Source organism: Dyella sp. GSA-30 (assembly GCF_027924605.1).
Lineage (GTDB): Bacteria > Pseudomonadota > Gammaproteobacteria > Xanthomonadales > Rhodanobacteraceae > GSA-30.
In genome coordinates, this window is the sequence record NZ_AP027042.1 from 5,195,207 (window position 1) to 5,207,768 (window position 12,562).

The 12,562-nt window shown below is 64.5% G+C and carries 7 protein-coding genes; 1 reads left to right on the top strand and 6 read right to left on the bottom strand.

The genetic code is table 11. The features are described from left to right. Nucleotides 1-96: 96 nt before the first annotated feature. The 6 genes from QMG46_RS22475 to hrpA form a co-directional block, all read right to left on the bottom strand. A complete protein-coding gene (locus QMG46_RS22475; protein ID WP_281850130.1) occupies nucleotides 97-615 on the bottom strand; it encodes a tetratricopeptide repeat protein in 519 nt (172 codons plus the stop codon). A 4-nt stretch (nucleotides 616-619) separates the two neighbouring features. After that, on the bottom strand, nucleotides 620-2,947 hold the full coding sequence (gene mrcB / locus QMG46_RS22480) for a penicillin-binding protein 1B (protein ID WP_281850131.1): 2,328 nt from the start codon (nucleotides 2,945-2,947) through the stop codon (nucleotides 620-622). A gap of 133 nt (nucleotides 2,948-3,080) precedes the next feature. Next, nucleotides 3,081-3,926 (bottom strand): NAD-dependent epimerase/dehydratase family protein, encoded by an 846-nt coding sequence (locus QMG46_RS22485; protein ID WP_281850132.1) that lies wholly within the window; start codon nucleotides 3,924-3,926, stop codon nucleotides 3,081-3,083. 7 nt (nucleotides 3,927-3,933) lie between these two features. Further along, the gene (locus tag QMG46_RS22490; RefSeq protein WP_281850133.1) at nucleotides 3,934-5,646 is read right to left on the bottom strand and encodes a tetratricopeptide repeat protein; all 1,713 of its coding nucleotides are present in this window, start codon (nucleotides 5,644-5,646) and stop codon (nucleotides 3,934-3,936) included. Between the two features lie 125 nt (nucleotides 5,647-5,771). Continuing rightward, complete coding sequence (locus QMG46_RS22495) at nucleotides 5,772-7,913, bottom strand: bifunctional (p)ppGpp synthetase/guanosine-3',5'-bis(diphosphate) 3'-pyrophosphohydrolase (RefSeq protein ID WP_281850134.1); 2,142 nt, start codon at nucleotides 7,911-7,913, stop codon at nucleotides 5,772-5,774. Between the two features lie 34 nt (nucleotides 7,914-7,947). Then, entirely contained in the window at nucleotides 7,948-11,976 is a 4,029-nt protein-coding gene (gene hrpA / locus QMG46_RS22500) for an ATP-dependent RNA helicase HrpA (protein ID WP_281850135.1), read from the bottom strand. A 109-nt stretch (nucleotides 11,977-12,085) separates the two neighbouring features. On the opposite strand from hrpA, the gene QMG46_RS22505 reads away from it, so the two are divergent. Further along, nucleotides 12,086-12,553, top strand: coding sequence for a Dps family protein (locus tag QMG46_RS22505; protein ID WP_281850136.1), 468 nt, complete (start codon nucleotides 12,086-12,088; stop codon nucleotides 12,551-12,553). Nucleotides 12,554-12,562 lie beyond the last annotated feature (9 nt).

The window sequence follows — 12,562 nt, forward strand, 5'->3', positions numbered from 1 at the left end:
TGACGGAGAGGTTGTTTGGCGTGGCTTGCTACTAAGTCACGAGCCGGTCGCGACTGAAGTCGCTCCTATAAATACCTCCAAGCGTGCACTACGCCATCAATAACGCGGCACGCCCTCGACATGGCACTTCTGGACCCATTTGCGCGCGCTGGCGGCAGCGGCCTGGTCGCCCGCACGATCGCGCAGCTCGACGATGGTCTGCCAGTTGCGTGCGCATAGCGGCCCCAGGCGCGGACCCAGCTCCCACGAGTGATGGGCCAGTTTTTCGGCGCCGGCATAATCATGCAGCCGGATCGCTACTTCGGCACGATCCTGCAACAAATCCGGCGAGTCGGGGCTGAGTTTAATCGCCTGATCGAGCTTGGTCGCCGCGTCGGCATAGCGACCGGCAAGCACATCGGCGCTGGCACCGTCCTGCAGCGAGGTCACGCCGGGTTCGCGCAAGGGATTGACGTCGATGATCGACTTTTCCTTGTCGCCGGCGGCCTTGATCGACGCAATGATCAAACTATCGGCACGCACCTGCGGGGCCGGCGGCGCGGGTGGCTCGGGCGTTGCGCAGGCTGCAAGCAGCAGTGCGGCGAGAGCCAGCGGGACATGTTTCAGTAAAGACATGAGGTCAATCTCGTGCGGGTGCAGTGGAGGCCGAGGCGGGCTGATCCTGACCGCCGCCGAACAGATTTTCGACATGTTGCCAGAAGCAGCCTTCCGTGTTGGCGGCCAGCGTACCGGCAACCACCGCAAATTGTCGTGCACCCTGGCAGGAAGGGTCGGTCCGCTTGCCTTCCTGCGGATTGATCCAGGCCAGCTCCAGGTTTTCACCCACCGCGGCCGGCAACGGCCGCGTCGGCAATTTACGGAACAGTTCCTGCCACACGCGCAGGCTGCCGGTGGCGCCGTACAGGCCGCTCGGCTTGTTGTCGTCGCGGCCCATCCAGAACACCGCCAGATGATCACCGGTGAAGCCGGCGAACCAGCTATCGCGCTGATCGTTGCTGGTACCGGTCTTGCCTGCTGCGTTGAGCACACCGAGGCTGGAATTGCCGATCGCCGCCGCCGTGCCCGAGCGCACCACCTGCTGCATCGCCCAGGTCGTCAGTCGCACGGCGTCCTGGTATTCGCCCTTGCCGCCCTTCACTTCATAACGCTTGATGGTGCGACCGTCGCCGTCGACCACGCCACGCACCGCGAGCAACGGCAGCGCATGGCCATCGGTGGCGATGTACTGGTAGAGCTGCGCGACTTGCAGCGGCGACAGATCCTGCGCACCCAGCAGCAACGACGGACTGGGGTTCACATCCTGCAGGCCGAACGACTCCAGGAAAGCCTTGATGCGCGGCACGCCGACATCCATGCCCAGATGGATGGTCGCCAGGTTCCACGAATGAATGAGACCGTCGACCATCGGCACCAGGCCATGGACATCGTGTTCGTCGTTCTGTGGCGTCCACATCGTGCCGTCCGGCTGACGCATCGCCACCGGCGAATCATCGATCAGCGTTGAAAGATTCCAGCGCGACGGATCGGTCAGTGCCACCAGATACACGAACGGCTTCATCAGCGAACCGATCGGGCGACGCGCATCGATGGCGCGATTGAAGCCCTGATCGCCCGGCTCCTTCGAGCCGACGATCGCCAGCACATTGCCGGTTTGTGCATCGGTCACCACACCGGCCGCCTGCGCCGCGTCGCCGCGCTTGCCCAATGCCTTGGCGGTGGTGGTAATGGCCTGTTCGGCGTAGAGCTGCGCGGCCGGATCAAGCGTGGTGAAGATGCTCAGATTGCCGGCGCTCAACGTGTCGTCGTCGAAATCGCTGGTGATCTGCGCACGTACCAATTGCATGAAGGCTGGGAACCGGTTGTGCGGAAGCTGCCCCGCGCTGGCCAACCCAAGCGGCGTCGCTTGCGCTGCCTTGCCCTGCTCGGCCGTCAACAAGCCCGTGTCGACGAACTGTTGCAGCACCAGGTTGCGGCGCGACAACGCATGATCGGGGTAGCGACGCGGATCGTAGTAGCTCGGTCCCTTGACCATGCCCACCAGCAAGGCCACTTCCTGCGGACGCAGGTCTTCCATGCGGCGGCCGAAATAGAATTCCGACGCAGCAGCAAAACCATGCACCGCCTGCCCGCCTTGCTGGCCAAGGAAGACCTGGTTGACGTAGGCCTCGAGAATGCGGCTCTTGTCGTAATGCGCTTCGATCAGGATCGACATCAGCGCTTCGTTGAACTTGCGCGTGAAATTCTGATCGCGATCGAGGAACAGATTGCGCACCAGCTGCTGGGTCAACGTCGAGCCGCCCTGCACCGTGTGTCCGGCGCGCAGATTGGCAAAACTCGCACGCAGGATCGCCGACAGGTCGATACCGAAATGATGCTTGAAGTCGCGATCCTCGACCGCCTGCAAGCCACTGAGCAGCAGCGGCGGCACATCGGCGAGGCGCACGATGCGGCGCTCTTCCTGCGACGCGCCGTACAACGTGGCAATACGCGCGGGATCGAGATGCACCGTATCGACCGGCTTGCCGCTGGCCAGATCCTTGACCGACAGGATCTGGCCCTTGCCGAAGACGACGCGAACGCGTCGCGGCAACTCACCGCCGTCAGGGCCGGCATAGCCACGCGAATCGATCACGTAGGCGGAGCCATCCTTGGTCCAGCTGCCGGCGACGTCACCGCGCTCATCACGGGTATAGCCGGCGAAGGTCAGCTCCAGTTCCAGCGCGGCCGGGGTCATCGGCGTATTGGCCGCCAATGGCAAGGGGCGTGCGTAGACACGCGTCGGCACCGCGAAAACCAGGTCATTGAAGCGATCCTGGACGCGCTTGTTGAGGATGACCGTGTACGGCAGGACGAAGCCGAACAAAAGCCCCATGCAGACCCAGAATGGAATGCGTATCCAGGGCCAGCAGGCGCGAGCGAACGAGGAAAGTCGGTTCAGAAAGGCCAACGCGGGGAGATCCCTAGCTGCAAAGTGTCAGGGATCATAGGGCCTGCTGGCCGGCGGGCGTCTGAACGCCGGGCCGGGATTCGTGACTATTTGCGGGCATGAGAGGGCGAAACGCTGCTATCAAGACCCTGGGCTAGCTTTTCTTGTCATATCCCCAGCAGGTCGGATCGGGCCGGAACGGCCGTGGCCGCACGCCGAGGCGACGCTCCAACTCACTGTTGTCGGCCACCAGATCCACCTGGAAACGCGACAGGGCACCGCGAACGCTATGCACCATATAGCGCAACACGCGTAACACCCGCATCGGGACCGGCAAGGGCAAGGTCCAGCCGGGAAGGCTGCTGCGAATGCGCGCGAACATGTCGTGCACGCTCAGGCGTTCGCCACCGCCGATCGGCAGCACATAGCCAGAGGCTTCGCGATGATCGAGTGCGGCGATGATGGCCAGCGAGATATCTTCGGCGTGTACCGGCTGACGCAATCCCTTCCCAGCGAGCAGGGGAAACACTCGGGTGCGCATCGCGCGTCGTGCGATCGGCGTCAGACTCTTGTCCATGCCGACGCCATAGATCATGGTCGGCCGCAACACCGTCCAGGCACAACCGTTACGTTCGCAGACACGCGCTAGCCGCGCTTCGCTGTCACGCAGGCTTTGCGCCAGCTCGCGCTCGCTGCGCAGTTCCGAATCGAGCTTGGTCTGCGCGCTCATCGAGCTGGTGGCAATCACACGCGGTCGCGAACGCAGATCGACCCTGCCCAGCCATTCGTCGAAACCGACCAACGGGCCCATGCTGATGATGGCGCTGATCGGTCCTTCCGGCAGCGACGCAACGGCCACGTGCCCATGCAGCCAGCGTACGCCTTCGATCGGTGGCTGCTCGTTACGACTGAACGCAACTACTTGTTCGCCACGAGCCAACAGGCTCGGTAGCAAAAAGCGGCCGATCTGGCCGCTACCGCCAAACACCACCACCGTCATGCCGACCTCACCGCCCTGCCGACAAACGTGCCTGCAATTGCTGCAGCCTTGCGTTGCCCGTCGCCAGCTTGCCGGCGTGATTGAGCGATTGCGTAGCACCAGGACGATCGCCGCGCCCCAGTTGTTGCTCGGCCTGATCCATCCAGGCACCGGCCAGACGCTGGCGCAACTGATCCTGGCCGGCATCGCCCGGCGCCAGGTCGGAAAGGTCGCCGAGGAAACCTTCGGCCTGCACCAGATTGCCGTTGGACATGGCCTGGTTGAACTGGCGCGACACCAGGTTCGGCAGCTCCTGCAGCCCACGTCGCGCGGCTTCGTTGTTGCCATCAATGGCCAGTGCGCCGCGATACAGATCGTAGGCACTGTCGCCCGGCGGCAACATGATCTGGCCGCGCTTGGCGGCGATATCCGCGTTCTGCAGCATGCGTGCGATCTGCGCGCTCTGCTGCGGTGTCAGTTGCGCCGGCGACGCCTGCCCCACATCGCCGTCTTCGCCGGCGGCCGTGGCGGTGAGATTGGTATTGGCGGTGGCGCGTTTGTTCAGATCGCCAAGACGAGCACGTGCGGCAGCAAGGTCGGCCGACTTGGGCGCAAACGATGCGGCGCGATCCAACAGTTGTGTGGCGTGTGCGCTGTCGTTCGCATCGATCGCCGCATTGGCCTGCACGATCAAGGCCTGCGCGACCTGTCCCAGGCCGGCCTTGGCCTCGGCATTGTCCGCGTCGATCGCCAGTGCCGACTTGAAATACGCCAGCGCAGTGTCTTCGCCGTCGCCGTCGATACGACCGGCGCGCAACGCATCCTGACCTTGCTTGAGGTCATCGGCCAGCTCGCCGCTGTCCTGTTTCTGCGCCTGCACCAATGCAGCGCGCAACGACGGCAGCTCACCGTAGTTTGGCAAGAGCACGGCCAGCTTGTCGACGATCGCTGCCGCGGCGTTACGGTCACCCGCATCGAGTGCCTTGCGTGCCTGGGCGGCCAGGCCATCGGCAACCTTGTCCATGCCGTGCAGGGCGATCGCGTTATTCGGATCGATCGCCAGCACCTGCCGATACAGATTGCCGGCGCCGTCGTCGCCATCCAGACGGCCGTCGGCCAGCGCCTGCTGCGCACGTTCGATCAAGCCATCCGGCTGCACATTGGCGCTACGCGCCTTGCTGATCTGCTGATCCAGCCGCTCGACATCGGCGCCACCGCCAAGCAGTTCGCGCGCAGCGTTCAAGGCCAGCGCGGCCTCATCGAGCTTGCCGTCGCGTACAGCCGCATCAGCACGGGCGATCTCAGCCTGACCGACCTGACGCAAACCATCGCGAGCGCGATCATTGTCCGGCTCGAGCGCGCGTGCGGCCTCGTACAGCTCGCGCGCACTCTTGCCATCATTGCCGTCCAGATGGCCGTCATGCAGCGCCTGATCGGCGCGGCCAAGTACGTCGTTGAGTTCGGTGCTGGGCACCAGCCCGCGCAAGCGGTCCTGCTCGACCCAGGCAAAGGCCACCACGCCGATGACCACCAGCAGCAGGACCGGCAACAGCCAGCCACGCTTGCTCGACTTGGGCGCACGCGGCGGCGGCGCGCCATGGCGGCGGCGATCGGGGTCGACGCCGAAATGCGGCAGCTCGTCGCGCGGCGCCTGCACTTGCGGCTTGTCCCAACCGTCCAGATTGCCCAGGCGTGGCTCGGTGCGACCACCCTGGTCATGCTGATCTTTGCGTCCGCTCATAGATAGATAGCCTCAAGGCAACGGGCGAAAGCTTAACATCGCGCCATGAACGCCACCGGCTCGGACCGGCGCGTGGTTCAACCGCCAGAAAGGCCCGCCGGGCCGCGGCCGACACCTTTGTCGGGCTACTTGCCGCCCACGCGGCGCGCGTCTACCACGTTGGGCAGTGCGGTCAGACGGCCGAGCAGGATCGACAGCTGCTCGAAATCGCGTACGCGCAAGGTAAAGCGCATCTCGACCTCGCCGGTCCGGGTAAAGACCCGGCTCGAGGAGGCAATGATGTGGGTGCCGAAGTTGCTGATCAGGGCGGTGACGTCTTTCTGCAAACCCTTGCGATCATAGCCATGCAGCTCGATGTCGACCTCGTAGGCCTGTGCGGCCACCCTGCCCCACTCGACGTCGATCACCCGATCCGGATCGCGCCTTGCCAGGCGCGCCAGGCTGATGCAATCGGCGCGGTGCACCGAGACGCCGCGACCGCGGGTGATAAAGCCCTTGACCGGATCGCCCGGCAGCGGCTGGCAGCACCGCGCCAGCGTGGTGAGCAGATTGCCGACGCCCTCGATGCTGAGCGCACTGTGCTCGATGGTGGCGTGCCGCGAGGTGACCGGCAACGAGGACTGCGTCACCTCTTCGGCCGGCGGCGCGGCGGCCTCCTGCAGGAACCGCGTGATCTGGCCCGGGTTGATCTCGCCCAGCGCCAAGGCGATCAGCAGCTCGTCATGGTTCTTCAGATGAAAATGCGCCGGCAACTTCGACAGATCGGACGAAGACACCGCCATGCGGCGCAGTTCGCGCTCGAGCATGCTGCGACCGACCGCCAGGTTGGCCTCCTGTGCCACACGGCGGAACCATACGCGCACCTTTTCACGCGCGCGCGAGGTGTGCAGATAGCCGTGATGCACCGATAGCCAGTCGCGACTCGGCTCGGCCAGCTTGGCGGTAAGAATCTCGATGCGATCGCCGCTTTGTGGCTGGAACGTCAGCGGCACGATGCGGCCATTGACCTTGGCGCCACGGCAACGGTGACCGACTTCCGTGTGCACGTGATAGGCGAAATCCAGCACGGTCGCACCGCGCGGCAAGTCCACCACTTCGCCACGCGGCGTCAGCACATAGACACGGTCTTCGAGCAGTTCGGTCTGCAGGCCGGCGGCCAGTTCGCTATCGCTTTCGCTCTCGCCACGTGGTTCGAGAAGGCGACGCATCCAGGCGATCTTCGCTTCGAACTCGCTGTCGCCGCTGCCACCCTCCTTGTAGCGCCAGTGTGCCGCCACGCCGAGCTCGTTGATGCGATGCATTTCGAACGTGCGGATCTGTACTTCCAGCGTCTTGCCGTGCGGCCCGATCACCGCGGTGTGCAGCGAACGGTAGTCGTTGCCCTTGGGCCGCGCGATGTAGTCGTCGAATTCGCCCGGCAGATGCGGCCACAACGTATGCACGACGCCGAGCGCGGCATAGCAGTCGGCCACGCTGTCGACCAGCACGCGCACCGCGCGGATGTCATAGAGATCGGAAAAATCCAGCGACTTGCGCTGCATCTTTTTCCAGATCGAGTAGATGTGCTTGGGCCGCCCGGCAAGATCGGCACGCACGCCGGCCGATTCCAGCGCCAGGCGAAGCACCGACAGCGACTCGGCGATAAAACTCTCGCGATCCGCGCGGCGCTCGTCCAGCAGCTTGGCGATGCGCCGATAGGTGTCCGGCTGCAGATAGCGGAAGGAAAGATCCTCCAGCTCCCACTTCAACTGCCAGATACCGAGCCGGTTGGCGAGCGGCGAATGGATGTCCGTCGTCAACTGCGCCAGCAGGCGGCGTTGATCTTCGGGCAGGGCGCTGGCCGCACGCAGCTTGGCGAGCTGGCGTGCCAGCAGGATGAACACCACGCGTACGTCGCGAATGATCGCCAGCAGCAGACGACGCAGGCCCTCGCTGCCGCTGCCAGGCGCACGCTGCGCATGCAACGCCCAGACCTGTCCGGCGGCGGCCTGACCGGCGACCAGCTTCTGCATTTCCACCGGGAGCTTCGCCTTGTGCACCGCCCAGGCGTCCGGGTCTACTTCGCTCAGCTCGAACCACAACGCGGCAGCCTGCGTCTGCGCGTCGCAGCCCAACATACCCAGCAGATCGAGCACATCGACGCATTCGGCCATCGCAACGGCCTTGTGCTCGCACGCTTCGAACGCATCGGCCAGCACGCGCGGAAGCTCCCGCGCACGCCAGGCGGCGAAGCGGTCGGAAGCGGAAAGGTCAGCAGCTTGGGCCATGCCGCTATTTTAGCGGCTAAGGCGGCCGAAACGCTTAACCGAGCGCTTCGACCGCCCTGGCCAGCCGCTTGGCGGAGACCGGCTCGGCGGTTTTCAGCTCCTGCGCGAACAGCGACACGCGCCATTCCTCGATCAGCCAGCGCAGCTCATCGAGCGGGCCGGCACCTTCGGCACGCAGCTGCAGATACTGGCGCCAGTACGGCAGCACCTGCAGCATGCGTTGCTGGTCCTTGGTCGGATCCTGCCGCAAGCGTTCGGCGCGCAGACGCATAGCCTTTAGATAACGCGGGAAATGCGCCAGCCGGGAGGTCGACAGGTCGCGCAGGAATCCGGGAGTCAGCAGGGCGTCGAACTGCTCGCGCAGATCGTCGTAGCTGGCGCGCGCAAAACCCATTAGCGGCGGCTCGAGCCAGGGCTTCAGATCCGCTTGCGCATCGACGATCGGTTCGGCCAGTTTCAGGCGCTCGACCGCTGCGGCGAATACCTCGCGCGCCATCTGCGTGTGCAAGGTCTCGAACGCGGCCGCGGTTCGCACATCCAGGTTGTGGCGCTCCAGCAGATCGGTAAAGCCGCCTTCGACCAGGTCTTCGCGCAAACCGTCCACCCCGCCCAGCGGCGCATACTTCAGGGCCATGGCATTGCCTACCGGCAAGCGGCGACGGGCCTGCTTGATATCGCTGGCGATCGCGTTGCGCAGCAAGCGCACGACGCCGCCACGGTGAGCCTCTCGGGCTTCGTCGGCACGCTCGAACACACGCAAGGCCACCGTCTCGCCGAGATCGACCAGTGCCGGGAAGGCCATCAGGCCGCCATCGGAACGCACCTGTGCAGGGATCTCGTCGAAATCCCAACCGGTGACTTCCTCGCGCGTTAGCTCGATATCCGTCTTGCGCGAGAACGCTTCGCGTGCACGCCCTTCCCATTGCGCACGAAGTTCGGCGAGATCGCGGCTGGTTGCCAGGGTCTGGCCGCGACCGTTCTTGTCGTCGCCATCGAACAGGCGATAACGCATCAGGAAATGCCGCGGCAGCTCGATGCCGGCAAACTCATTGGCGTCGATATCGACGCCGGTGGCGTGCTTGAGGAAAGCGGCCAACGCCCTGGTCAGCGACTCGTCACGCGGGCTTTCGGCTTCGATGAAGGCACGCGCGAAGTCCGGCGCAGGCACGAAATTGCGCCGCAACGCCTTGGGCAGGCCGCGAATCAGCTCGGCGACTTTCTCACCCAGCAAGCCGGGCACCAGCCACTGGCAGCGCGCCGTCGGTAGTGCGTTCAACATCGCCAACGGCAGATGCAGCGTCACGCCATCGGCTTCATCGCCGGGCATGAAGCGGTATTCCAGGCGATAGCGCTGTGGCGGGATATCCAGACTTGCCGGGAACGCCTTGGGGTCGAGTCCTGTACCGCCGACCAACACATCGTCCAGCGACCAGCGCAACGCCGCCTGCTCAGCCGGGCGTGCTTGCCGATACCAAGCGTCGAGCGCGCGGCTGCTGGCCACCTCTTCGGGCAACTTGCCCTCGAAGAACGCGGTCAGGTCGTCCTCGTGACGGATCAGGCCCTCGCGGCGCTGCTTCGCCTCGATGCCTTGTGCGTCCTCCAGCACCCGCTGATTGGCGCGAATGAAATCGGTGCGCGTATCGATATCGCAGCGTGCCAGCGCCTCGCGCAGGAAAATCTGATGCGCCAGTGCAGGATCCTGCTTCTGGAAAGTCACCGGGCGACGCTCGACCAGGATCAAACCAAACAAGCTGACCTGCTCGTAGGCAACCACGGTGCCGCGCTTGCGCGACCAGTGTGCTTCGCGGCAACTGCTGCGCAACAGATGCTCGGCCTGCTGTTCGATCCATAGCGGTTCGACGCGGGCGCACATCATGCCCCATACGCGACCGCCGACATCGAGAATCTGTGCGGCAAAGACCCAGGCGGGCGGCACCTTGGAAAGCGCCGATCCGGGGAATACCTGGAAGCGACGTTCGCGTGTGCTGCGGTAAACGCCTTTTTCGTCCTTGTGCCCCACCTGGGTCGGCAGACCGGCGAGCAGGCTGCGGTGGACCGATTCGTACAAGGCTTCGCCTTCGTCACGCGCAACCGCTTTTTCTGCCGGAGCCGCCGGTTGCGGTTTATCCGCAGGCTTGCGACGACGCCCGGTTTGCTCGCGTGATGGCGATGGAGCCTGCTGCACCCGTTCCTGCGAGGGCGTTTTCGCGGCCAGACTCCAACCCAGCTCCTGAGTGACCAACAACAGCTGCCGATGCAACTCGCGCCACTCGCGCATGCGCATGAAACTGAGGAAATGGCGAGAACACCAGTCACGCAGCTTCGACTGCGTCAGGTCTTCATGGGCCTTGGTGTATTCGCGCCACAGATTCAGCACGCCGACGAAATCCGATTTCGGATCGGCAAACAGCGCATGTGCCGCATCGGCTTGCTGGCGTGCATCTGCCGGCCGCTCGCGCGGATCCTGGATGCTCAGGAAAGACACGATCGTCAGCAGCTCGCGCAGGCTGGCGCGCTGCTGCGCTTCGACCAGCATGCGCGCCAGCTGGACATCGATTGGCAGGCGCGCCAGGGTGCGGCCGATCGCGGTCAGATGGCGCTTGTCGTCGATCGCGGAAATTTCGGCCAGGCGGCGATAACCGTCGGCGATCACGCGGGGATCGGGTGCCTCCAGGAACGGAAACTCATCGACCTCGCCCAACTGCAGCGACAGCATGCGCAAAATGACGTTGGCCAGGGACGAGCGCAACAGTTCCGGATCGGTATAGGCGGCGCGGCTGTTGTAGTCGGCCTCGTCGTATAGACGAAAACAGATGCCCGGACCGACGCGACCGCAACGGCCCTTGCGCTGGTCCGCTGCCGCCTGGGAAATCGGCTCGACATGCAGGCGCTCCAGCTGGCTGCGCTGGCTGTAGCGCTTGACACGCGCCTGGCCGCTGTCGATCACGTAGCGGATGCGCGGCACGGTCAACGAGGTCTCGGCCACATTGGTGGTCAAGACCACGCGTCGCTTGTTGCCCGGCTTGAACACACGGTCCTGGTCGGCGGCCGATAGGCGCGCGTACAACGGCATGATTTCCGTTTCGCGATACTGGCGGCGCGACAGCAGCAGATGCGCGTCGCGAATTTCGCGTTCACCCGGAAGAAACACCAGCACATCGCCACGCGGATCGTCGTGGCTGATCTCGTCGAGCACGGCAGCGAGATGTTCCGCACCGCCCTGTTGCATGTCGCCGGCCTTCTGGCCCCGGCGTGCGTTGATCTCGTCGATGCTGCGCCAGCGAACCTCGACCGGATAGGCACGGCCTTCCACCGACACCACCGGCGCGCCGCCGAAATGTTCGGCAAAGCGCCCGGTATCGATCGTGGCGGACGTCACGATGATCTTCAGCTCCGGTCGCTTGACGATCAGCCGCTTCAGATAGCCGAGCAGGAAATCGATATTGAGGCTGCGTTCGTGCGCCTCGTCGATGATGATCGTGTCATAGGCCGACAGCCAGGGATCGCCCTGGGTCTCGGCCAGCAAGATGCCGTCGGTCATGAACTTGATCAGGCTCTGCTCGGAGACCTGATCGTTGAAACGCACCTGGAAGCCGACCTTGTCGCCCAAGGGAGTGGCCAGTTCCTCGGCGACACGGCGCGCCACCGAGCGGGCCGCCAGCCGGCGCGGCTGGGTACAGCCGATCATGCCGGCCTCGCCGCGCCCTGCCGCCAGGCACAGCTTAGGCAGCTGGGTGGTCTTGCCCGAACCGGTCTCGCCGGCGATCACCACGACCTGATGCTCGCGGATCAGCTTGACGATTTCATCGGCGCGCGCGGTGATCGGCAACGATTCGTCCAGGCGAATCGGTGGCTTGGCCGCGACACGGGCGCGGCGTTTGGCCGCGGAGGTTTCGATGTCGGCGGCGAGCGCCTCGAGCTTTCTTTCATCGGGCTGGCGTTGCTGACCACGCCAGCGACCGAGCAGGCGGCCGAAATCGCGGCTGCTAACGCCGTTGAGTGCCTTGCGCAGGTTGCGCAGGCGATCGTGGTGGAGGGATGCGTTGGCGGATGGGGTATTCATCGAGCCGCATATGATAGCCGGAGCCTATCGGCGAGATCGGCAACTTTCATTTCTTCCTAACAACTGCGGCCGCTAAGCTCTAAAACAGAACCCTCTGAAGGAGCAAATCATGGCCATTTCCATCGGTATCGCCAAAAAGGACCGCGAACAGGTCGCCCAGCAGCTGTCGCAGCTGCTTGCCGATACGTACTCGCTTTACCTGAAGACCCACAGCTTCCACTGGAACATCACCGGCCCGCAGTTCAACAGCCTGCACACGATGTTCGAGACCCAGTACAACGAACTATGGCTGGCCGCCGACGAAGTCGCCGAGCGCATCCGCACCCTGGACGTGTTCGCACCGGGCTCCTACAGCCAGTTCGGCAAGCTCACCTCGATCAAGGAAGAGCCGGGCGTGCCGGAGTGGAAGGAGATGGTCGGCCAGTTGGTCGAAGGCCATGAAATCGCCGCCCATACGGCACGCCAGACGATCAAGGCTGCCGACCAAGCCGGTGACGAAGGCACCGCCGACCTGGTGACCGGCCGCTTGATGGAGCATGAGAAGACGGCCTGGATGCTGCGTTCGCTGCTCAAATAAGCCCCGGGA

Coding starts and splice junctions, on each gene's coding strand:
- QMG46_RS22485 (WP_281850132.1), bottom strand. CDS start 3,926: ATGACGGTGGTGGTGTTTGGCGGTAGCGGCCAGATCGGCCGCTTTTTG.
- QMG46_RS22495 (WP_281850134.1), bottom strand. CDS start 7,913: ATGGCCCAAGCTGCTGACCTTTCCGCTTCCGACCGCTTCGCCGCCTGG.
- QMG46_RS22475 (WP_281850130.1), bottom strand. CDS start 615: ATGTCTTTACTGAAACATGTCCCGCTGGCTCTCGCCGCACTGCTGCTT.
- QMG46_RS22505 (WP_281850136.1), top strand. CDS start 12,086: ATGGCCATTTCCATCGGTATCGCCAAAAAGGACCGCGAACAGGTCGCC.
- QMG46_RS22490 (WP_281850133.1), bottom strand. CDS start 5,646: ATGAGCGGACGCAAAGATCAGCATGACCAGGGTGGTCGCACCGAGCCA.
- hrpA (WP_281850135.1), bottom strand. CDS start 11,976: ATGAATACCCCATCCGCCAACGCATCCCTCCACCACGATCGCCTGCGC.